The sequence below is a fragment of the Synechococcus sp. OH20 genome, assembly GCF_047502685.1.
Taxonomy (GTDB): domain Bacteria; phylum Cyanobacteriota; class Cyanobacteriia; order Thermostichales; family Thermostichaceae; genus Thermostichus.
In genome coordinates this window covers 65,271-86,274 of the sequence record NZ_JANSIQ010000054.1, presented here as the reverse complement: position 1 = coordinate 86,274, position 21,004 = coordinate 65,271, and the positions used below count along the sequence as shown (strand labels likewise).

Genomic DNA, 21,004 nt, shown 5'->3' with positions numbered 1-21,004 from the left:
GCCATTTTCGCTGCCGATCCTTCCTGGCTATACTGGGGACACGCTCACCCAAACCCAGCGGTGGGCTTTCACTCCGCAGCGATTCACATGAGCTTTTGGAAGGGCCTGTTCGGGTCAACAGGGGCTGCTACAACCAAAGAGCCGGCGCAAACAGCCAAGGCCGACCGTCGCCAGGAAACAGTAGTGGTCCGAGGGGAGACTATCCTCTTCAGCTTGGATCCCAACTTGGATCTGTACGAGCTGGAGGAACTCTGCGATGCAGTGGGTTGGTCGCGTCGCCCCATGCACAAAGTGAAAAAAGCCCTGCAGCACAGCTTCTTGGTGGTGTCGATGTGGCTGCAGCGGGGCAGCTATCGTCGCCTCATCGGCTTTGCCCGCGCGACATCTGACCATGCCTTCAATGCCACCATCTGGGATGTGGTGGTGCATCCCGATTTCCAGGGCAGGGGTCTGGGCAGGCGGCTGATGGAAAAGGTAATCCACGAGCTGCGCGCCCAAGACATCAGCAACATCACCCTTTTTGCCGATCAGGGGGTGGTCAGCTTTTACGAACGGCTGGGCTTTACCCCCGACCCCGAGGGGATCAAAGGCATGTTTTGGTATCCCCGCTAGCCCATGGCTCCCCTGGTGATCCTGCCCGGTTATCTGGCGGGCGCGGCGGAATACGAGCCTTTGCGCCAAGCGCTGGAGGCCCGCGGCTATGCGGCGCGGGTGGTGCCGTTGCAGGTGCGCAGTTGGTTTCCCACACTGGGGGGAAGGCCCGTCACGCCCATCTTACGGGCTCTGCAGGCCACCATTCGGCGCACCCAGGCCGAGTTTGGGGTTGAGCGGGTTAACCTGGTGGCCCACTCCGCCGGCGGCTGGATTGCCCGCATCTACCTGGGATCCGTGCCCTATGGGGGACAGGTGTGGCAGGGGCGGGAGCACGTCTCGACCTTGATCAGCCTCGGATCCCCTCACACCAGCCGCGAGCGCTGGACAAGGCGCAATTTGGACTTTGTCAACACCCACTATCCGGGGGCCTTTTGGCCGCAGATCAAATACGTGTGTGTGGCGGGCAAGGCCATCCAAGGGCAGAGGTTGAAGCTGGGATCCCTGTGGCGGCAAGAGCATTATCTGGCTTGGCTGGCCTACAACAGCTATTGGCTCACCGCCGGCCAAGGAGAGCTGTGGGGCGACGGCATTACCCCCATCCAGGCTGCCCACTTACAGGGGGCTGTCAACCTAACCCTGCCCAACTGTTACCATTCGGGTCGAGGTGGGCGGCGCTGGTACGGTTCCCCCGAGGTAGTGGAAGCCTGGGCTGGCTACTTGGCTTAGCTGCTGGGTTCTTTGGGATCGGCAACGGAAGTCTCGGGCAAAGAGGCGGTCGATTGGCGACGTTCCTGCTGGCGTCGGGCGGCTTTCACCATTTCTTCGACAATGGCCCGCGCCTGCTTCATGCGATCCAAGCTGCTGCGGTAGAGCTCCAGATCTTTTTTCACCCGCTCTGCCGAGAAGGGCAGCTTGCCCACCACATCCTCCAAAAAGCGACGGGTGCGCTCTTCCGGTTCTTTGAAAAGGGACTTGGCTACAACTTCATAGGCTGTGTAAAGGCCAACCGCCAAAACCCGGCTGTAGGCATAGGGAGGCTGGGTCATGCGCTCCAAAATGGCTTTCAACCCGCCCACATCTTCCGCCCCCGGTTTGAGACAAAGGAGATCCAGTCTTTGGCGTGGATCCCCGCTGCGCATCAACTCGAGCAGATCGCCGGCATTCTTGCGCAACACCTCCGGCTTGAGGTGGAGAGCCTTACAGAGGGCGTTGAAAATGGCCTCTCGCTGTTCAGGGGGGTGGTAAGCTTCCATCAGCCCCTCGTAGAGGGTGACCAGCCCCAAAGCAAAAAACGGGTCGTAGGTGAAGGCACTGTTGACAGTGGTCAGATGCAGCTCCACCAGCAACTCTTCCACCACCCGCCGATAGACGGCGTTGATCGGGCGAGGGTAGGCGCTGAAAAAGGTCGCTTTGGTGGCGGCGAGGGTGCGAACAGGATTCACAGGCAGACAGAAAGATGAGCTTGAGGATGGCTTTCTCGACTGTTTTTATTCTCGCCTGTGGTGACTCTGAGGGCAAGCGATGGCCCTCCGCTATGGTGAGATAGGGATGGGTTGAGGAGGGGGATGGCAACAACAGACGTGACGGTGGTGGTGAAGATCGGCACCTCCAGCCTGACGGACACGCAAACCGGCCTGTTGCGCCTTTCGGTGCTGGGGCCGCTGGTGGAGGTACTAACCCACTTGCGCAGGCAGGGGTACGCGGTGATCTTGGTCTCCTCCGGAGCGGTGGGGGTAGGTTGTGCTCGCCTGGGCTGGCGGCAACGACCGACGGCCATTGCCGAAAAGCAGGCGGTGGCTGCGGTGGGGCAGGGACGGCTGATCCGCCTTTACGATGACCTCTTCTCGGCTCTCAACCAGCCGATTGCCCAAGTTTTGCTCACCCGCGGCGATCTGGTGGAGCGCAGCCGCTACGTGAACGCCAATCGCACGTTTGCCCAACTGCTGCAGATGGGGGTTATCCCCATCGTCAACGAAAACGACACCGTGGCAGTGGAGGAGCTGAAATTCGGCGACAACGACTCGCTTTCGGCGTTGGTGGCCAGCATGGTGCAGGCCAAGTGGCTCATCTTGCTCACCGATGTGGACAAGCTCTATTCGGCTGACCCCAACCGGGATCCGTCTGCTGAGCCCATCGAGCGGGTGTTGCCCGGGATCCCTCTCCAGGTGAAGGCCGAAGCCCAGGGAAAAAGCGGCTGGGGCACCGGCGGCATGGCCACCAAGCTAACCGCTGCTCAAATTGCTACAGCCGCAGGCGTCACGGTGGTGATCACCAACGGCAAACGGCCTGAGCAGATCCCGGCCATTCTGGCCGGCGAGGCCATCGGCACCCGCTTTGATCCGGCTCCCCAGCCCGCCAGCGCCCGCAAGCGATGGATTGCCTATGGCCTCATCCCCGAGGGATCTTTGACTTTGGATGAGGGGGCGGTACGGGCGGTGTGCCAGCAAGGACGTTCGCTGCTGCCGGCAGGGATCACGGCCGTTTCTGGGGAATTTGAGGCGGGGGCCGCCGTGCGCCTGTGCGATCCCAGCGGTCAGGAGGTGGCACGGGGTCTGGTGAACTACAGCGCCGCAGAACTGCGGCAGATCAAGGGCAAAAAAACTGCCGAGATCCCTCACATTCTGGGCTACGAGGGGGTCGATACCGCTGTGCATCGGGATAACTTGGCTCTGCTCAACTAGGCCACTGCGATGGCCTATTCTTCCAACTGCCAGGGATCCTGAGCCAGCTCCTCATCGAAAACCCGCGGTGGGCGCACGGCCAGCAGCACCTGGCCCAACAGGGGAGAGGAGGGTGAATCCTCAATCCACTCCACTGCCACCAGTCCAGCCCGATCCAGCAGGAAAAATCCCGCCGTTCCTTCCCAAACCCGAACAGCGCGATCCACCACCAGCAAGACCGGATCCCGTTCTTCCTCAGGGGCCACCGGCAAGCCCAACAGGGATCCCAGCAGCCCGTTTTCTACTGGTAGGACGACCGGATCCCCGGCCTTTTGCATCACCGGCCAAGCGGGCAAGGCCATCCAAGTCTGCTCCGCCGGGCTGGTGACCCAGCCAAAAGGCCCTTGGGGCTCGCCGGCAGGGATCTGTTCCCAGATGTCGGTCGCCAGGGGCAGGGATCCGGCCACCGGCAGCAGGCGCGGCAGATCTTCTTCCAGGCGAAACACAGACAGCTTGGGCAAAACGCTGCGTTGGGGTCGGGAGCTGGCAGCAACCGTGGATAGGAGCTGCTCCACCTGCTGGCGGGCTGTATCGCTATGGACATACCGAAACGCTCGACCGATAGCCCGAGTGCGCTCCTGCAGATCGCGGGTTTGCTGGGCCGTTCTCCAGGCTTGATAGGCCACCGCATCGCCGGGGTGATCCGTAAACCCGTCCGGAAGCCGTTGCAGTTGGGCGTAATTTTTCACGGCACGGGCGATCTCATGAGCTTCATCGACATTCAAATGGCGGTTGAGGACGAATTCCGCCACCCGAACCCGATCCTGTGGCGAGAGGATGCGCAGCTCGTAGAGGATATCGCTGCCTCGGTGGGCAAAATGCTCCAGAACCGCCGGGCTGGCGCCGGCTTTGGCCATCCCCTCGTAAACCTGGGCGGCGACGAGGATCTGATTTTGCTGGGCGGGCTCAAGCCCAGTCGCCTCAAAGATGGCCTGGGGAGTCATTTTCTGTTGCTGCAAGCTTTGGCAGGCCTTGGCCCAATCCAGCCAACGGCCCTCTTTGCGTCGCAGCCGCTCCACCAACAAGCTGGGATCCTCCCCCAGGGCAGAGGGTTCTGGCAGATGTTGACCCATGGCAAGACGTCCTCCACAACAACATCAACACGATCAGCGCAATACAAAACTCACTACCGTCGGGAGTTGGGCAGGCCGAGGCCAAAATACGATTTAAAAGACGACCTCAAGAATTTTTTTAAGAATTTTCCTTGTGCCGGGTTGGCTGTCCTGTCTTTAGCTTAATCGGCGGGAAGCCCGGCACTGTATTGGTGAATTGTGTTTACTCAACGAAGATGAGTGTCGGGAGTCGTTCACTCCAAGGGGATCACCTCGGCAGTATGGCCATCCACAGGCAACTGGTTGAGATCCAATTGCCAAAGCTGGAAGCGCTGTGACTGCCCGGCTGTCAGCACCTGCAGCCAGACCAGCCCCTTTTGCCCCACCTGCAACACTTCAGATCCGACGGGCACGGCCACCTGGGCCAAGGGATCCCCCCCTTCGCCGTACAGCCAGAGGGACGAGAACTCTTCTCCCTCCCGACACAGCAGCAGCAGACCCCAAGGGGCTTGGACCATCTGGACAGGCCACCCTCTCAAAAACCAGCGGCGCACCCGCAGCGGATTCACCTGTACCGAGTCGAGGTAGGGGCAGCAACCCTGCTGGGCCGCAAAGAGCAGCCGTTCCCCCAGGCTGACCGCCATCCCTTGGGGATCCAGGGGTAGGCGATAGCGCAGCGGCTGGGATCCCGGCTGCAAAGGCAAGCCGGTGGGATAAGGCACAAGGCTCATCTGCACCCACTGCCGCCCCGCACCAGTCAGCAAAACCAGATAATCCGAGAGGGCCAGCAAGCGGGGCAGGGATCCCGTCCCAGCCGGCTGCGGGCCAGGCCAACGAAAGTAGCGATGGGAATCGGGGAAAGGCTGGGGCCCGGTCGGCTGCCACTGCACAGCCCCCAGCTCTTGGGCGGTGGCCCAGACCAACTCCTGCCGCTTTGCCAGCCAGGTGGCCTGCCAATCCTCCGCAAAACTCAGCAGGGTACGGATGCGCGCGGGACTCAGGTGCAAAAGGCTGCTTTTGGAAAAAGCCAAAGCCTCCGGGAAGCTCGGCAAAGGCAGCACTTGCCGCAACGGTTCGGCCAAGGAGAAACAGGCCAGAGGCGGCGCTCCTGAGGCAAGGGTCTGCAGCTCCAGCCACTCCAGCTTCTGGGAGGTCACTCGCAACAGCAGCGGGGAACGGCAGCCACTGGGATCCTCGCAGATGTAGAACTTTTGCTCAGGCGGGGACTCCATCCCGCCACCGCCCACAAAACCCGGATCCGGCAGATCCCAGACCTGCAGGCCGGGGGGGGATCGCCTGGACAGGTGCGGGCCAACCCAACAACTGGCCGGCTCCTGCCACTCCTGAGCAAACACCGCCAGAGCTGAGCGCATCTGCGCCGCCGTGCGAAACCGCCGCAAGGGCAACTTGCGCAACGTGATCTCCAGCAGTTCCTGCAGCGGGGCCGGGATCCCTTCTGGGCAGACAAACGGCTGGTTAAGGTGGGCGTGCATCAACTGGCTGGGGGAGCCGGAAAAGGGCCGCTGACCCGTCAACAGCTCCAGGAGGATGATCCCCACCGCGTAGAGGTCAGAAGCGGGGCCAAACTGGCCGTAGAACCGCTCTGGCGCCATGTAGGCCGGCGAGCCGGTGGCGGCGATCTCGCCGGGGGCAGGTTGGGGGTGGCGGGCGATGCCAAAGTCCGTCAGCTTCAGTTGCCAGCCCTGGGGTGTGGGCTTGAGCAAAATGTTCTCCGGCTTCACATCGCAGTGGATCACCCCCTGGCGATGGGCATGATCCAGCCCGGCCAAGATCTGATCCACAAAGCCCAAAACCTGCTTGACCGGCAGCCACAGCCCCCGCTCCACCTGGTCGATCAGCTCCCGCAGGGTGCCCCCCTCGCAGTACTCCAACACCAAATACCGCCCCTCGCGGGCATGTTCGAGGGCGTAGCAGCGGGTGATATTGGGATGGTTCAACGTCAGCAAGTAGCGCAGCTCCCGCAGCAGGTTGGGGGTGGGGAAACGCTCCGCCGGCAGCTCCTTGAGGGCCACCAGCTCCCCCCCTTGGCGGGGCCGGGCGCAAAACACGCGCCCATACTGACCTTGGCCAGCCAAACCCAAAACTTGGTAGCTGTCGTGAATGGACTTGGTGGTACGGCTGCGTCGGGACACGGCGCCAGGGGAATCCATACCGGCACTTTGTATCGTTATATCCCCTGCCCGCTCTCTTCTTGTCCTAATCTCGGCACCTTTGCCGACAGGGCTGCTCCCCCTGCACCCACCAACGGAGAGACTAGGAGCCGGTCAACTGCTGGAGCAGCTCCGCCGCGTGGGTCTCCACTTTGACCTTGGTGATGACGGCCTCGATCTTCCCCTCCGGATCGATGACAAAGGTGGTGCGGTGGATGCCGTTATAGACTTTGCCCATGAACTTTTTCGGGCCATAGACGCCGTAGGCAGTGGCCACCTTAGCCCCCTCGTCCACCAACAGCGGAAAAGGCAGTTGCAGCTTCTGGGCAAATTTTTGGTGGGAACGGGCATCGTCGGCGCTCACCCCCAAGATGTGGATCCCCTGGGCCTGATACTCGGCGTAGGCATCCCGAAAGCCACAGGCTTCTTGGGTGCAGCCGGGGGTGTTGTCCCGCGGGTAAAAATAGAGCACCACCCGCCAGCCCCGCAACTGGCTCAAGCTGATCAAGTTGCCCTCGGCATCGGGCAAGGTGAACTCCGGCGCGGGATCCCCAACAGCAAGAGGCATGGCGGGATCCCTCCTCAGGTGGATTTTTTCGGGGAGAGGATCATCGTGATGTTGCGCCCTTCCTTTTGGGGAGGCTGCTGCATTTCCGCTACGCCTTCTAGGTCTTTGAACAAGCGCTGCAGCAGTTCTTCCCCCAACTCGGCGTGCTGGGCCTCGCGACCGCGAAACATCACCGTGGCTTTCACCTTGTCTCCATCCCCCAGGAACTGTTGGGCGCTGCGCAGGCGCACGTGGTAGTCGTGCTCGCCGATGTTGTAGCGAAACTTCACTTCCTTGATCTCGGCAGTGTGTTGTTTTTTGCGGGCCTCCCGCTCTTTTTTCTCCTTCTCAAACTTGAACTTGCCGTAGTCCATGATGCGGCAGACGGGGGGATCCGCTTTGTCGCTCACCAAGACCAGGTCTAGGTCTTTTTCTTCGGCCAGGCGCAGGGCTTCGCGCGGGCTCATGATCCCCAACTGGGTGCCGTCGGTATCGATGAGGCGGATTTTGGGGAAGCGGATGCGCTCGTTGATGGCCGGCAGCTCTGCACGCTGCTTGCGGGGAAAGCGGTCAAGTGGACGCTCTACGGACAAGTTTTCCTCTCTGAACGGAACGCAGGACAAAGACAAATGCCAAAAGAAGCAGACACCTTTTGGGCGGCGCCGACCCACAGACTTGAACTCTCCAAGCGGCTGTCGGCCCGCCGGCCAAGGCATGCTGCACCTATACTAGCTGGCATTTTCTATCTCCTTCTAGAGCTGTCAAGAGTTGTCAAGGCTCGCTCACCTGGGATCCGGTCAGGTTCCGCGGTAGGATAACCAAAGCAGCGATCCGGACGGGATCGAGGGTTGTTTGTCGGCCAGCAGGGAGGGCAAAAGCGGTGCAACTGGGTTTAACGGAACGGGAACTAAAAGACCTGGCCCAGAAGTCGGTTCAGCTCATCTTGAGCCCGCGGGAGGGGGATAGCGAGGCGCTGATCCAGTACAAGTCTTCGGCGGAATTTCGGGCCGGAGTCCATCTGGCCTGCGCGGCCATGGTACTGGTTTTGGCGGAAAACAACGAGCGCATCGGCCAACAGTTGGCCGCCCTCCAGGAAAAGGGATCCCTGCCTGCCGGCTGAAGCGGCGGCCCCCAAACATCATCCGGCCATGGTTCCAGAGACTACTCCGCCGCAAGTGCGCAGCGAACGAGACTCGATGGGGGAGCGACAACTGCCCCAATCGGTTTACTACGGCATCCAAACCGCCCGCGCCCTGGAGAACTTTCCCATCAGCGGCCTCAGGCCTCTGCCGGAGTACGTGGAAGCCTGTGTGCTGATCAAAAAGGCGGCGGCTGAAGTCAACGGCGAGCTGGGCTGCATTCCGGCAGAGGTGGCCAAGGCGATTGTCCAAGCAGCAGACGAGATCCTCCAGGGATCTCTGCGGGATCAATTTGTGGTGGATGTGTACCAGGCGGGGGCGGGCACCTCTCACCACATGAATGTGAACGAGGTGCTGGCCAACCGGGCTTTGGAGATCCTGGGGGAGCCCAAGGGACGCTACGAGCGGGTCAGCCCCAACGACCACGTCAACTACGGCCAGTCCACCAACGACGTGATCCCCACCGCCATCCGCCTGGCCGCCCTGTCGCGGGTGCGGCGGGATCTGTTGGTCACACTGGACAACCTGGTGGCGGCACTGGAGCAGAAGGCCCAAGAGTTTCGCGGCATCCTCAAAGCCGGTCGCACCCATTTACAGGATGCTGTCCCTGTAAGGCTGGGGGACAGCTTTGGGGCCTATGCGGCCATCTTTGCCCAGCACCGCCGCTGGATCGAGGAGGCCAGCCAGGCTCTGTGCAGCTTAGGTTTGGGGGGCAGCGCGGTCGGCACCGGCCTCAACACCCCCCCCCAGTACCGACAACAGGTGGTGCAGCGGCTGGCGGATTACACCCAGTTGCCCCTCACCCCGGCTCCCCATCCCATGGCAGCGATGCAGAGCATGGCCCCCTTTGTGCACCTGTCGGGATCCCTGCGCAACCTGGCCCAGGACGGCATCAAACTGGCCAATGACCTGCGGCTGATGGATTCCGGCCCCAAGACCGGCCTCAAGGAGATTCAACTGCCGCCGGTGCAGCCCGGCTCCTCCATCATGCCCGGCAAGTACAACCCGGTGCTGGCCGAGATGCTGAACATGGTCTGCTTCCAGGTGATCGGGCTGGACACCGCCATCACCCTCTGTGCTCAGGCGGGGCAATTTGAGCTGAACGTGATGATGCCCCTCATCGCCTACGACCTTCTGCACAGCCTGCAGATCTTGAACAACAGCCTGCGGGTCTTCGCCGAGCGCTGCATTCAAGGCATCATCCCCTACCCGGAGCGGTGCCGCAGCTATGCGGAAGGAACTCTCGCTCTGGTGACCGCCCTCAACCCCTACATTGGCTATTTGCAGGCGGCAGAGATAGCCAAGCTCTCCCTGGAAACCGGCAAACCCATCCGCCAAATCCTGTTGGAGCGCAACTTGATGAGCCCGGAACAGGTGGCCAAAGTGTTGGACCTAGAGGCGATGAGCCAAATGCAGTCCTAGCCCATTCGCTGCAGAGAGGGAATACTGCTCCCAGAACCGTTACCCCCCGCCCAGCATCATTTGCCCAACACCTCAGGTTTTGTAGTCAATGAAACGTTTCTCTACGTCGTTATTGCTACGCAAAGCCGCCGCGAACGCACTGGCGAGGCGGAGCGCTACCCCTAACTCCCCTCTCCCTCCGGGAGAGGGGCCGGGGGTGAGGGCTGACTCCCTCCGGGAGAGGGGCCGGGGGTGAGGGCGCTAGCAGCGCGGAGCACTTAGAAGGTAAAAAAGTAAACACCAATGAACGGCCAGATACCTTCCTACCCTTGTCCGCCCGTTCACGGCCTCAGCCCGAGCAAAGGCGGGGCTTTGCGTTGGGAAGAACGCGGGAGTCCAAACCCCGCCCCGGCAGCACCAGCCGTTCGAGCGCGTCCCTTCCTAAAATGGGCAGGGGGGAAAGGGCAACTGCTCAGCCAATACGAACCCTTTTTCCCGCGCAACTGGAACACCTATCACGAGCCCTTTTTGGGGGGTGGAGCGGTCTTTTTTCATCTGGCCCAAGGGATCCCGCGGCGCTTTGTGTTGTCGGATATCAACCCTGAGCTGGTGAATGTATATTGCTGCCTGCGGGATCGGGTGGAGGAGATCATTGCTCTGCTCAGCCACCACCAAGCCCACCACAGCCGGGAGCACTACTACACGATCCGCGCAACTCGTTTTGCGGATCCGGTGCAACGGGCGGCACGGCTGATTTACCTAAACAAAACCTGTTTCAACGGCCTCTACCGGGAAAACTCGCGGGGAGAGTTTAATGTCCCTCTGGGCCGTTACCGTCATCCCCGCATTTGCGACGCGGAGAACCTGCGGGCCGTGGCACGAGTTTTACAGGGCGTAGAGATCGCGGTGCAGCCGTTTTGGCAGGTGCTGGAACGGGCCGAACCCGGAGATTTTGTCTATCTGGATCCTCCTTACCATCCGCTGTCTGCCAGCAGCAGCTTCACCGCCTACAGCCGGTTTGCGTTTGGCGAAACCGAACAAATCCGCCTGCGAGAGGTATTTGGGAAGTTGGCCGACCGAGGGGTGCAGGTGCTGCTCTCCAATTCCGATTGCCCCTTTGTGCGGGAGCTGTACCGGGATTACCCCATCCAAACCATCGTTGCCAGCCGTGCCATCAACTGCCAGGGCCACAAACGCGGTCCCATCACCGAGGTTCTGGTTCTGAGCCATCCCACCTGCAGAGCAGAGGAAGGGATCCCGTTTTGCCCCAGAAGCGTCTAGGGTGATGGATGAGCAGGTTGAGATCCGAAACGGGATCTTGAGCTCCGGCACACATTTGAACAGACCATGGGGACAACAGCGCATGGATCCACGAGAAATCGAGGCGTTGCTACAGGCTGCCCTGCCCGGCGCAAGGGTGCAGGTGGAAGACACTGTCGGCGATGGCAGCCACTTTCAGGCCATTGTAGTGGCCGAGCAATTTCAGGGCCTGCCCCTGATCAAGCAGCATCGGCTGGTGAATGAGGCCTTGAAAACCTATTTACAGGATGGCCGCCTCCATGCTTTGGCTCTGCGCACCTTTACCCCCGCTCAGTGGGAGCAGTTCCGCGGGCTAGGCTGATTGAGCCAAGAGACTCATTCTCCGATGCGTTGCCCCTGCGCCTTGGGCTACACAGAGCATGCGACTGGTAGGACGCCCAAGCGCTTCCCTCTTTCTTGGGGAGAGGGGCCGGGGTGAAGCAGGAAGTGAGTGTCTGAATCGGGTTGGAAAGAGCCATCGAGCAGACACCAAACTTAACCGAAATGGTCTGGGATCCGCTTCTAAACTGGCAGATGAGCCACCCCAGGAGGATATATGCCCACTCCATCCCCGCCCGGCATTACCCCCAAGCAAATGAATCTGCTGCGAGCTGTCACCGCGATGGCCTGGTCTGATGGCGCGCTGGAGGTTGCGGAAGTGGAGCTCATCGCCCAGCAACTCTCGCGGCATTTTGCTTCGCATCCCGGCCAGCAGGCCAGCTTAGCGCAGGAGATCCGCCAGTATTTGGTGCAGCAAGTCCCGTTGGCAGAGGTGCTGTCCAAAGTCAACGATGAGGCCGAGAAGCGTCTCATCCTCAAGTTGGGCTACCTGGTGATTGCGGCCAGCGCCCGCAGCCCGGAAGAACCCGTGGTGAATCTGGAAGAGCTGGACGCCTTTCGGCAGTTGGTGGATAGGCTGCAGTTGCCCCCAGAAGTGGTACGACAGGTCTCTCAAGAAGCAGAGGCCGAACTCGGGGATCCCAGCATTGCGCCGATTGAAGCCTTGGTGCAGGGGTTTACCCGCCACTGCCGCTAGAGACCTGGGTGGGCGGCTGGTGGTTGCGAATGGCCCGCCTGACCAAATTGAGAAAAGCAAAGGCTCGTTGATCGGTGGGATCCAAGCGCATCACCGCTTGAAAGGCTGCTTCCGCCTGCTGCAGAACGGATAGCTCGATTTGGCCATCCTCATCTGCTTCCAGTTGGGCCTTTTGCAACAGGAGGGCCCCTCGATTGTAATGGGCTGCCACATGGTTGGGATCTGCCGCCAAAACGGCTTCCAGCTCTGCCAAGGCCGGATCCAGGTAGCCGCTCATACCCAGCACCCAGGCCAGCTTGTACCGAGCTTCGGTGTGGGTTGGGTCGGCAGCAACTGCTTGCCGAAACGCCCGCATGGCCGACTGGAAATCTCCCGCTTGTACCGCCGCGATGCCCTCTTGGTAGCTGTCGTGAGCCATAAGCCGGTTGGGGGTTGACTTGGAATCTGGCGTGAGGAAGGGATCCCTTATTTGCAGCTTAGCCGCTCTCAGCTACGTTCCTCCAGATGCCGAGAAGGGAGCCGTGCCCTCGCCGCTGCAGCGTTTTTTTCCCCTCGGTGATGCCATCTGCAGTAGGAGAAACTGCCGCGGCAGGAGATTGGAGATTGCGCAAAGCCTGAGCCGCTCCACCTGGGCCCGTTCCTAGGATGAACATAACCCTTGATCCGGTGTTGAACAATGAACGCCAAACTGCTTTTCCTACCCTTGGCTCTGGGGTTGTCTGTAGCTCCGGCCACCGCTGTTTTTCCGCAAACCTTGGGCATTTACCCCCCCTTGCGAAGGCTGCAACTGGCCGACACTGCTCAGTTGGAGATTGGCACCCGCTCCATCATCGTCAACCCCGTTCCTTCTGACTTGCAGGTCAATTTGGAGCTGGATCGGCGCGGGTCGAACCCCATCTACCGGCCTGGAGAACCGATTGCCATTACCCTGAGCACCAACCGCGATGCCTACGTCTATCTGTTCAGCATCCAAGCCGATGGCCGCACCCATCTGATTTTGCCCAACCGCTTTTCCGGCGGGAACGAGTTTCTGCGGGCTGGAGAAGTGCGTACCTTTCCACCGCCGGGGGCCAGCTACCGGTTGACCATCGCTCCACCTTTCGGCCAAGCCCAGGTGTTGGCCGTAGCCTCTCCCCGTCCGCTGAACTTCCAGGAGATCGCCTCTTTTGAGCAGAGTGGCTCCTTTGCCGATGTGCGGGTGCGGGGATCCCAATTGGGCAGTGCCATCGCCCGCGCCATTGTCGTCGAAGGGATCCCTTCCGACCAGTGGGTGACGACCACACGATTTTATCGAGTGGCCCCCCGCTAGCCCAAGACAGGATCCATCCGCCAGAACCGAGGTTGTCCAAAAAGCAGCTTCATCTGTCACAATGAAGGCAGGCAAACGTAGCCTCGGCTACGTTTCTCTCTTGCGGTCTTGGGTCAGCCGTTCTATGCTTCCTTCCTCCACGCCCCTGAGCGAGCAGATGCGCAGCCTTGACGACCATCTCTCCCGCCGGCCCTTGGAGCTGGATCCGGCGGGTTACTTTGTCATCTACCTGGATCGGGAGCAGAACCTGATTTGCGCCAAGTACTACCGCACTGTAATTAACGAGCGGGGGCTGGCCACCGATCCGGAAACAGGAGCCGTGCTCCCGGCCAGGGGCTCCGTCAATCGCTCCCCTGAACGGGTGTATGTTGGACGCACGGCCAAAGAACTGTGTGTGCAGATCTTCGAAAAAGAGCAGGAGAGGGTTGTCTCTCAGCTCAGCCATGCGGCCTACCTGGGACGGGAGTTTCAGAAGGCCGAAGCTGCCCTGCTCTCCGGCGCGGAGTACATCCAAGACTAAGCCCGTCCCAGCAGCGCCGGAGCTTACGTTTGAGGGGCTACATCATACCCATGCCCCCGGAGCCAGCCGTCGGGGCTGCCGGTTTGGGCTCAGGTTTTTCCACCACAATCGCTTCGGTCGTGAGATACATTCCGGCTATGGAAGCCGCGTTTTGCAACGCCGAGCGCACCACCTTGGCCGGATCCACGATCCCCTGAGCAAACATGTCCACATAGGTTCCGGTCAGGGCATCGAAGCCAAAAGGCATCTCCTTCTCCAGAACTTTTTCCACCACCACCGACCCTTCCAGACCGGCATTGTGGGCAATCTGATAGAGCGGAGCCTGCAAAGCCCGGTAGACAATCTCTGCCCCCACCTGCTCTTCCGACTTCAAGGTTGCCTTGAAAGCCGGGATCCCTTTGGCCAGATGCAAAAGCGTCGCCCCACCGCCGGGAACGATCCCTTCTTCCACCGCCGCTCGAGTGGCATTCAGGGCATCCTCAATGCGCAGCTTGCGGTCTTTGAGCTCTGTTTCGGTGGCAGCCCCCACTTTGATCACCGCCACCCCACCGGCCAACTTGGCAATCCGCTCCTGCAGCTTCTCGCGGTCGTACTCGGAATCGGTGGTTTCCAGTTGCTTGCGAATTTGGGCCACCCGCTTCTCCACCGCCGCCTTGGTGCTGCCATCGGTGACGATTGTCGTTTTATCTTTGGTGACGGTGATCTTGCGGGCCACCCCCATCATGTTCAGGGTGACGTTCTCCAACTTGATGCCCAGATCCTCGGAGATGAGCTGCCCGCCGGTGAGAATGGCAATGTCTTCCAGCATGGCCTTGCGCCGATCCCCAAAAGCCGGAGCCTTGACCGCCACCGCGTTGAGCACCCCCCGCAGCTTGTTGACCACCAGAGTGGCCAGCGCTTCTCCCTCCACATCTTCTGCGATGACCAAAAGAGGCCGACCTTCACGGGCCACCCGCTCCAGGATGGGCAGCAAATCTTGCAGGCTGGAGATCTTGTTGCTGGTGATGAGCAGATAGGCATTTTCGTATTCGGCCACCATCCGCTCGGTGTCGGTAACAAAATAGGGGGAAATGTAGCCGCGGTCGAACTGCATCCCTTCTACAACTTCCAATTCCGTCTCCAAGGACTTGGATTCCTCGACGGTGATCACCCCCTCTCGCCCCACGGCATCCATGGCCTTGGCAATCATCTCCCCCACCTCGCTGTCATTGCCGGCAGAGATGGTGGCTACTTCCGCAATGGTTTTGCGGCCTTCCACAGGCTTGGCATGGGCGGCAATTTGCTCCACTAAGTAGGCGGTGGTCTTTTCAATGCCGCGCCGCAAGGCCACAGGGTTGGCACCCGCTGAAATGTTTTTCAGCCCTTCCCGCACCATGCTCTGGGCCAAGATGGTGGCAGTGGTGGTACCATCCCCGGCCACATCGTTGGTCTTGGAGGCCACTTCCCGCATCAACTGGGCACCGGTGTTCTCCAAGGGATCCGCCAACTCGATTTCTTTGGCAATCGTGACCCCATCGTTGACGATCTGGGGGGCACCAAACTTCTTCTCCAAGACCACGTTGCGCCCTTTGGGGCCAACCGTAACCTTGATCGCATCCGCCAGTTGATTGATGCCCTGCTCCAGCGCCTTGCGGGCCTCTTCTCTAAACAGAATCCGTTTTGCCATAAAATCCGCGATCCTCGTAATTTCGACTGGGCTACCTGTGCCGAGTGCTGCCGGGCGGAGTGGAAGAATCCATCGGCTCAGCCAACAGAAAGTTAGCACTCTAAACTCCTGAGTGCCAATCTAGCCCAAAACTGGGAGACTCAGCAAGGTGGGACAGATCCGGGGTCAGGTTGTGGCCGAGAGGCTTAGGAGTTGCCGCCGATCAGGATGTCGGGAAACTGGGCCTGGGCTTCGCTGATGGGGCGGTTGCGTCCGCCGTTTTGCCAGTAGTTGATGAGTTCGGTGGCTTGGTTGAGCAGAGTGATGCGATCTTCCTCGCTGATCCAAGTTTTGCTCTCGAGCTCAGCTTTAAGCTGCTCCCAAGCGTCATCCCGAGGCCAGAAAAAGTAGTGGGTGAGGGGGCTGCGGTTTTTGGCCACCACCTGATCCACAGCAATAGCCAAGTCGTTTTCTAGCCACAGGGCTTTTAGGGCGAACTTCGGCAAGGCTCTCTTCTCCTTTGCAGGACTCGACAGGTCACACGCTGGCCCGGCCTGAGCCGGGCAGCCTTCTATTCTGACATAAGTCCGCCTCCCTCAGGGGATAGGCCCGCTCAGCCCTGTTTAGGTCTTGGGGCAAAAGCGCTTAGATCGCAGAGGGCTGTTTTCCCTTTCAGCACCAAATCTCTCAGGACGGCGGCGCTAATCGGGGCCAGCAACACTCCATTGCGGTAGTGGCCAGTGGCAACAAAAAGATTGACATAGCCGGGAGCCGGCCCCAGGATGGGGGCGCGCTGCCCCACCGGTCGAGGGCGGTGGCCGGCCCAGTGCTCCAACAAAGTCGCTTCGGCCAAAGCCGGGCAGAGCCGGATGGCGCGGGCCAGCAGATCTTGCAGCGCCAGCAGCGTCGGCTGGGGATGGGGGGTCTGAAACTCCACGGTTGCCCCCACCCACAGGGATCCATCGCCCAGGGGGACCAGATGCAGATCCTCGTCGCTGACCACCGGCCCCAGGGGGATCCTAGGCGCTTTGACCCGCAGGGCCTGGCCCTTGACGGCCTGCAACGGCATCTGCAACCCCAGCTCTTTGGCCAGAGGAGAGCTGCCCAGCCCTGCCGCCAGAATGACGTGCCCCGCCGAGAAGGTGAGGGCGGGCGTATCAATTGCCTGCAGGCGAAAGGGGGGATCCGGGCTGCGCTGCATCTTCTGAACCGGCTGATGGAAGAAAAAGCGGGATCCCTTGCGCTGGGCTGCTTCCAAGAGGGCCTGAGTGAGGAGCTTGGGTTGGACTTGGCGATCCTGGGGCGAGTAGAGGGCCCCCGCCAGGTCGCTGCGCAAACCCGGCTGCAGGGATCCCACTTCGCCGGGGCTAAGCAGCTCCAGGCGGTAACCTGCTTGCCGCCGAGCCGCCAGGGTTGCTTGCCAAGCGTCCACTTCCTCCTCCCGAAGGAGCTTGAGGATGCCGTGCCGATTGACGGGCAAATTCCGACCCAAGTCCGCTTCCAGCCGGGCAATCAAGGGATCAAACTGCTCCAGGCTTTTCAGGCGCAACTGCACCACCTCCCCATCCGGCTGGCGGCTGCAGATCCCCATCAACACCCCCAGTGACGCGCCCGTGGCGCCTGAGGCCGGATCCTTGGCGTCGATCCCAACCACTGATAGCCCTGCGGAAGACAGCTCGTAGGCGATGGCACAGCCCACCACGCCACAGCCAATCACCAAAGCGTCACAGTTCAAGGTTCTTCCTCAAAGAGATCCCTTTTGCCGTGATACCCCATTCTCCGGGCGGGATCCCTTCTGGAGAGCGGCCAGCTTTGCCGCCCTTGTCCTCTGCGGCAAAAAGTAGGGGAAACGGCTAAGATGTCGACATCCCCGACTGCCTTCGCCCATGGATACTGAACTGCTGCTGCCCGACATCGCTGATCTGGTCACTGAGGACGATACCCCGGTGGATAACTTTGCCTCTGAAAAGCAGCAGCGTCTCCTGACGGGGGCACTCTACAGCTCTCTGCCCCACAAAACCTTCCTGGCAGCAGCCAATGTGGGCATCTACACCACCCCTAACCGACCTCCCATCGTGCCGGATGTTTTTCTCAGCCTGGATGTCACGGTGCCGGAACAATGGTGGGAGAAGCAGAACCGGTGCTATCTGCTCTGGCAATTTGACAAGCCGCCGGATGTGGTGATTGAGATTGTCTCCAACCGCGAAGGCGACGAGCTAGGGGGCAAGCTCAGTCGCTACGAGCAGATGCGGGTCAGCTACTACGTGGTTTTTGATCCCAACCACGAGCTGGGGCCAGAGGAGCTGCGCATTTTCGAGCTGCGAGGCCGCCACTATGCGGAAATGACCGAGACCTGGCTGGAACAGGTGGAGCTGGGCCTGAAGCTGTGGGACGGAGTTTTCGAGGGGAAACAAGCCCGCTGGCTGCGCTGGTGCGATGCCCAAGGGCAGTTGCTGTTGACGGGAGATGAGCGGGCCGAGCTGGAGCACCAACGAGCCGAGCGGGAGCACCAGCGGGCCGAGCTGGAACGCCAACGAGCCGAACAGGAGCGCCAACGGGCTGAGCGTCTGGCGGAAAGGTTGCGGGCTTTGGGCGAGGATCCTGATCTGGAGAGGTGACATACTCCTGGCCCTCACTGCATCCCACCCTAAGTGAAGGTCTCAGGAAAACCTATCTCCAAAGTCGCTGGGGATCCCCCGCTTTCCCCTACACTCAAAGAGGGAGCTACCCCCAAGTTGGGAAATCGTCCAGATGGGCTATCGCCGCCAGGATTGGTTGGCCTACTGGCTGCTCAAGTGGCTAGTGGTCAATCCACTGTTTCGGGGACTGTATTTTGGCCGCACCTATGGCCAGGAAAACGTGCCTCGCCAGGGATCCCTGATCATTGTCAGCAACCATGCCAGCCACTTGGATCCGCCGCTGGTGGCCAATGCAGTGCGCCGCCCTGTAGCCTTCATGGCCAAGGAAGAGCTGTTTCGGGTGCCAGCGCTGAAGCAGGTGATCCGGCTCTACGGGGCCTACCCGGTCAAGAGAGGCGGCTCTGACCGCGCTGCCTTGCGAGCCACGGAAGCAGCCCTGGCGCGGGGATGGGCGGTGGGGATCTTTCTCAACGGCACCCGCACCCCCGATGGCCGCATTCCCCAGCCTCACCTGGGGGCTGCCTTGGTGGCAGCGCGCACCCAGACACCTCTGCTCCCCGTGGCCCTCTGGGGTACCGAGAAGGTGCTGCCCAAGGGATCCCGCTGGCCGCGGCTGTTCTGCCCCATCACGGTGCGCATCGGCAAGGTGATCCCCCCCCCTGCTTCCAGCGATAAGGCTGATTTGCAACAGGCGACGGCAGAGTACGTGCAGGCTATCCACGCTCTTTTGGATCAGGGGCGCTGAGGGTATCTTGGGCTACCAGATACTCGGCCACCGGGATCCCGCCCAGGATATGCTCTTGCAGCACCCGCTCTATCACCGGGGGCGTGGCCGAGTGGTACCAAAACCCACCGGGGTACACCAACAGCACTGGCCCGGGAACACCATAGTTGCAGGCCCGCAGGCAGTTGGCCTTGGTGCGGTTGACGCGCAGAGGGCCTACGCCCGCCAGCTCTAGGTTCAACTGCTGAATCCGCAGCCTCAGGTATTCCCAGGCTTCCAGTCCCACCGCTTTCTCGCAGCACTTGGGCTTGGTCTGGTCGGCGCAGAGAAAGAGATGCCAATGGTAGGACGGAATCGGATCCGGCTCAGGCTCTGGAGATACGGTTGCCGGCGGGGGAAGGGGAGCGGAAAGCTGGGTCATAGAGGAGCCCTCTAGCCTACTGCTACTAGATAATCGCTAGATAATTATATGAGAATATGAGTGGCTAAAGAAGATGCCGGGCATCCCGACAAACCCTGTGACCCTTAGGGAATGGGGTAGAGGTCTGGGGCTGGGCTGTCCTAGCCTGGATAATACAGGTTCCTCACCTGTCCAGCAATGGTGAACGACGCTCCCCAACAGCGGCTGTTTCTCGCCCTCCTACCCCCGGCAGACTTGCAGGAGCAAGTGACCGCCATCAAACAACAGTTTGCCGAGCAATTTGCCAGCCGCGCAGCCCTGCGCTCGCCCCCTCACATTACCCTGGTGCCTCCTTTCGAGTGGCCCACTGCCGAGCTGCCAGCCCTGACGGGATCCCTGGGAGAGTTTGCCAAGGAGCAGGCTCCGGTTGCCGTTGAGCTCCGCGGCTTCGGTGCCTTCGCGCCACGGGTTATCTATATCCACGTCGAGCCCTCCCCTGAGCTGCAACAGCTCCAGGCCAAGACACAGCGCCACATGAATCTGCTGCTTAAGCCAGAGCCGACCCCTACCCCAGCTCGTCCCTTTGTCCCCCACATGACTGTGGCCTTTCGGGATCTCAGCCCGGCCCAGTTTCGCACCGCCTGGCCACAGTTCAAAACTCGCCCTTTCCAGGGATCCTTTCTCGCCTCCGCTCTCACCCTCCTCAGCCATGACGGCAAGCGCTGGCAAGTTTTTGCCGAATTCTCCCTCTCCGCCTCTGAGGGATTGAGACAGGAAACAACAGCCTACTCAACCCAGTGAGCAGCCATGTATTCAGCCAGATCCAGGACCCGCTGCGAGTAGCCCCACTCGTTGTCGTACCAGGCCATCACCTTCACCAGATCCCCGTCCAGCACACTGGTCATCTCCGCATCCACAATCGCCGAGCAGTCGTGGCCGCGATAGTCGATGGAGACCAAGGGGATATCGGAGTAGGCAATGATCCCTTTCATCGTGGTCTCTGAAGCTTCCTTGAGAGCCGCGTTCACCTCTTCGGCAATCACACGCCGCTCTGTTTGCACCACCAAGTCCACCAGCGACACATTGGGCGTGGGAACCCGTACTGCTACCCCGTTCAGCTTGCCCTTCAGTTCGGGGATCACCAGCGCTACTGCCTTGGCCGCCCCGGTGGTAGTGGGCACCATGCTCAGCGCCGCCGCCCGCGCCCGTCGCAGATCGCGGTGGCCACCATCCAAAATCCGCTGGTCGCCGGTGTAGCTGTGGGTGGTGGTCATCGTAGCCCGCAGGACGCCGAACTTGTCCAGCAGCACTTTGAGGAGGGGGGTAAGGCAGTTGGTGGTGCAACTGGCGTTGCTGACAATGTTGTGCCGCACCGGGTCATAGGTGTGTTGGTTAACGCCATACACAAAGGTAGGGATGTCGCCTCCCTTGGCCGGAGCCGTGATCATCACCTTCTTGGCTCCCGCCTCTATGTGTTTAGAGGCACCCTGGTAGTCTACAAAAACACCTGTGGCCTCAATAACAAGATCCACTTTCCACTCTTTCCAGGGCAGGTTGCTGGGGTTGCGATCGGAAACGGCGTGGATGTGCTTGCCGTTAACCAGCAGGCCACCCTCGGCGGCCTCCACTTCCACCCCTTGCAGTGGCCCGAGGATGGAGTCGTACTTGAGCAGATGGGCAGCCGTGCGAGCGTCTGAGGTGTCGTTGATGGCAACAATATCCAAGTTGGACTGGGAGCGCCCCAGCCAACAACGCAAAAAGTTGCGACCGATGCGACCGAATCCGTTGATGGCTACCCTGACCACTGC

At 60.8% G+C, this 21,004-nt stretch carries 24 protein-coding genes; 13 read left to right on the top strand and 11 right to left on the bottom strand.

Features of this window, described 5'->3' with window-relative positions:
- The first annotated feature begins 87 nt into the window (after positions 1 to 87).
- Positions 88 to 612, top strand: a complete 525-nt coding sequence (locus tag NW826_RS11685) for a GNAT family N-acetyltransferase (protein ID WP_414334279.1) — start codon at positions 88 to 90, stop codon at positions 610 to 612.
- Positions 613 to 615: 3 nt separating this feature from the next.
- Entirely contained in the window at positions 616 to 1,320 is a 705-nt protein-coding gene (locus NW826_RS11680) for an esterase/lipase family protein (RefSeq protein WP_414334277.1), read from the top strand.
- Here the strand turns inward: NW826_RS11680 and psb29 are convergent.
- Positions 1,317 to 2,036 (bottom strand): photosystem II biogenesis protein Psp29, encoded by a 720-nt coding sequence (gene psb29 / locus NW826_RS11675; RefSeq protein WP_414510211.1) that lies wholly within the window; start codon positions 2,034 to 2,036, stop codon positions 1,317 to 1,319. The genes NW826_RS11680 and psb29 overlap by 4 nt on opposite strands.
- Before the next feature lie 123 nt (positions 2,037 to 2,159).
- On the opposite strand from psb29, the gene proB reads away from it, so the two are divergent.
- Positions 2,160 to 3,275 carry a glutamate 5-kinase gene (gene proB / locus NW826_RS11670; protein WP_414334274.1) on the top strand — a complete coding sequence of 372 codons (1,116 nt, stop codon included), beginning with the start codon at positions 2,160 to 2,162 and terminating at the stop codon, positions 3,273 to 3,275.
- 14 nt (positions 3,276 to 3,289) lie between these two features.
- Here proB and raf1 read toward each other — a convergent pair whose 3' ends face one another.
- From raf1 to infC, 4 genes are all read right to left on the bottom strand, one after another.
- On the bottom strand, positions 3,290 to 4,387 hold the full coding sequence (gene raf1 / locus NW826_RS11665; RefSeq protein ID WP_414347147.1) for a RuBisCO accumulation factor 1: 1,098 nt from the start codon (positions 4,385 to 4,387) through the stop codon (positions 3,290 to 3,292).
- Between the two features lie 233 nt (positions 4,388 to 4,620).
- Positions 4,621 to 6,537: a serine/threonine-protein kinase gene (locus tag NW826_RS11660; protein ID WP_414334272.1), complete on the bottom strand. Its 1,917-nt coding sequence runs from the start codon at positions 6,535 to 6,537 to the stop codon at positions 4,621 to 4,623.
- 103 nt (positions 6,538 to 6,640) lie between these two features.
- Positions 6,641 to 7,105, bottom strand: a complete 465-nt coding sequence (bcp, locus tag NW826_RS11655) for a thioredoxin-dependent thiol peroxidase (RefSeq protein WP_414510210.1) — start codon at positions 7,103 to 7,105, stop codon at positions 6,641 to 6,643.
- Between the two features lie 14 nt (positions 7,106 to 7,119).
- Positions 7,120 to 7,677, bottom strand: a complete 558-nt coding sequence (gene infC, locus NW826_RS11650; protein WP_414334268.1) for a translation initiation factor IF-3 — start codon at positions 7,675 to 7,677, stop codon at positions 7,120 to 7,122.
- Positions 7,678 to 7,964: 287 nt separating this feature from the next.
- Here infC and NW826_RS11645 point away from each other — a divergent pair, with 287 nt between their 5' ends.
- From NW826_RS11645 to NW826_RS11625, 5 genes are all read left to right on the top strand, one after another.
- A complete protein-coding gene (locus tag NW826_RS11645) occupies positions 7,965 to 8,204 on the top strand; it encodes a hypothetical protein (RefSeq protein ID WP_414336724.1) in 240 nt (79 codons plus the stop codon).
- Positions 8,205 to 8,232: 28 nt separating this feature from the next.
- Entirely contained in the window at positions 8,233 to 9,645 is a 1,413-nt protein-coding gene (locus tag NW826_RS11640; RefSeq protein ID WP_414368911.1) for an aspartate ammonia-lyase, read from the top strand.
- Positions 9,646 to 9,927: 282 nt separating this feature from the next.
- Positions 9,928 to 10,905, top strand: a complete 978-nt coding sequence (locus tag NW826_RS11635) for a DNA adenine methylase (protein ID WP_414510209.1) — start codon at positions 9,928 to 9,930, stop codon at positions 10,903 to 10,905.
- Between the two features lie 4 nt (positions 10,906 to 10,909).
- Positions 10,910 to 11,245 carry a BolA family protein gene (locus tag NW826_RS11630; RefSeq protein ID WP_414510208.1) on the top strand — a complete coding sequence of 112 codons (336 nt, stop codon included), beginning with the start codon at positions 10,910 to 10,912 and terminating at the stop codon, positions 11,243 to 11,245.
- A 234-nt stretch (positions 11,246 to 11,479) separates the two neighbouring features.
- On the top strand, positions 11,480 to 11,959 hold the full coding sequence (locus NW826_RS11625) for a TerB family tellurite resistance protein (RefSeq protein WP_414336722.1): 480 nt from the start codon (positions 11,480 to 11,482) through the stop codon (positions 11,957 to 11,959).
- On the opposite strand, the gene NW826_RS11620 is transcribed toward NW826_RS11625, so the two are convergent.
- Positions 11,940 to 12,377, bottom strand: a complete 438-nt coding sequence (locus NW826_RS11620; RefSeq protein ID WP_414334259.1) for a tetratricopeptide repeat protein — start codon at positions 12,375 to 12,377, stop codon at positions 11,940 to 11,942. The two genes, NW826_RS11625 and NW826_RS11620, sit on opposite strands and share 20 nt — an antisense overlap.
- Before the next feature lie 258 nt (positions 12,378 to 12,635).
- On the opposite strand from NW826_RS11620, the gene NW826_RS11615 reads away from it, so the two are divergent.
- Together NW826_RS11615 and NW826_RS11610 are read left to right on the top strand one after the other, a co-directional pair.
- The gene (locus NW826_RS11615; protein WP_414510207.1) at positions 12,636 to 13,268 is read left to right on the top strand and encodes a DUF4384 domain-containing protein; all 633 of its coding nucleotides are present in this window, start codon (positions 12,636 to 12,638) and stop codon (positions 13,266 to 13,268) included.
- A 124-nt stretch (positions 13,269 to 13,392) separates the two neighbouring features.
- Positions 13,393 to 13,788, top strand: coding sequence for a DUF4346 domain-containing protein (locus NW826_RS11610; RefSeq protein ID WP_414336719.1), 396 nt, complete (start codon positions 13,393 to 13,395; stop codon positions 13,786 to 13,788).
- Between the two features lie 37 nt (positions 13,789 to 13,825).
- Here NW826_RS11610 and groL read toward each other — a convergent pair whose 3' ends face one another.
- The 3 genes from groL to NW826_RS11595 form a co-directional block, all read right to left on the bottom strand.
- On the bottom strand, positions 13,826 to 15,454 hold the full coding sequence (groL, locus tag NW826_RS11605) for a chaperonin GroEL (protein ID WP_414334253.1): 1,629 nt from the start codon (positions 15,452 to 15,454) through the stop codon (positions 13,826 to 13,828).
- 185 nt (positions 15,455 to 15,639) lie between these two features.
- Positions 15,640 to 15,969, bottom strand: a complete 330-nt coding sequence (locus NW826_RS11600; RefSeq protein WP_414334283.1) for a 30S ribosomal protein PSRP-3 — start codon at positions 15,967 to 15,969, stop codon at positions 15,640 to 15,642.
- A gap of 77 nt (positions 15,970 to 16,046) precedes the next feature.
- Entirely contained in the window at positions 16,047 to 17,168 is a 1,122-nt protein-coding gene (locus NW826_RS11595; protein WP_414510206.1) for an NAD(P)/FAD-dependent oxidoreductase, read from the bottom strand.
- Positions 17,169 to 17,319: 151 nt separating this feature from the next.
- Between NW826_RS11595 and NW826_RS11590 the strand changes: the two genes are divergently transcribed.
- Complete coding sequence (locus NW826_RS11590; protein ID WP_414510205.1) at positions 17,320 to 18,051, top strand: Uma2 family endonuclease; 732 nt, start codon at positions 17,320 to 17,322, stop codon at positions 18,049 to 18,051.
- Between the two features lie 133 nt (positions 18,052 to 18,184).
- Positions 18,185 to 18,817, top strand: a complete 633-nt coding sequence (locus tag NW826_RS11585; protein WP_414334248.1) for a lysophospholipid acyltransferase family protein — start codon at positions 18,185 to 18,187, stop codon at positions 18,815 to 18,817.
- Here the strand turns inward: NW826_RS11585 and NW826_RS11580 are convergent.
- Complete coding sequence (locus tag NW826_RS11580; RefSeq protein ID WP_414371711.1) at positions 18,786 to 19,217, bottom strand: (2Fe-2S) ferredoxin domain-containing protein; 432 nt, start codon at positions 19,215 to 19,217, stop codon at positions 18,786 to 18,788. The two genes, NW826_RS11585 and NW826_RS11580, sit on opposite strands and share 32 nt — an antisense overlap.
- A gap of 177 nt (positions 19,218 to 19,394) precedes the next feature.
- Between NW826_RS11580 and NW826_RS11575 the strand changes: the two genes are divergently transcribed.
- Positions 19,395 to 19,997 (top strand): 2'-5' RNA ligase family protein, encoded by a 603-nt coding sequence (locus NW826_RS11575; RefSeq protein WP_414510204.1) that lies wholly within the window; start codon positions 19,395 to 19,397, stop codon positions 19,995 to 19,997.
- Here the strand turns inward: NW826_RS11575 and gap are convergent.
- The gene (gene gap / locus NW826_RS11570) at positions 19,982 to 21,001 is read right to left on the bottom strand and encodes a type I glyceraldehyde-3-phosphate dehydrogenase (RefSeq protein WP_414510203.1); all 1,020 of its coding nucleotides are present in this window, start codon (positions 20,999 to 21,001) and stop codon (positions 19,982 to 19,984) included. The two genes, NW826_RS11575 and gap, sit on opposite strands and share 16 nt — an antisense overlap.
- Positions 21,002 to 21,004: the final 3 nt, after the last annotated feature.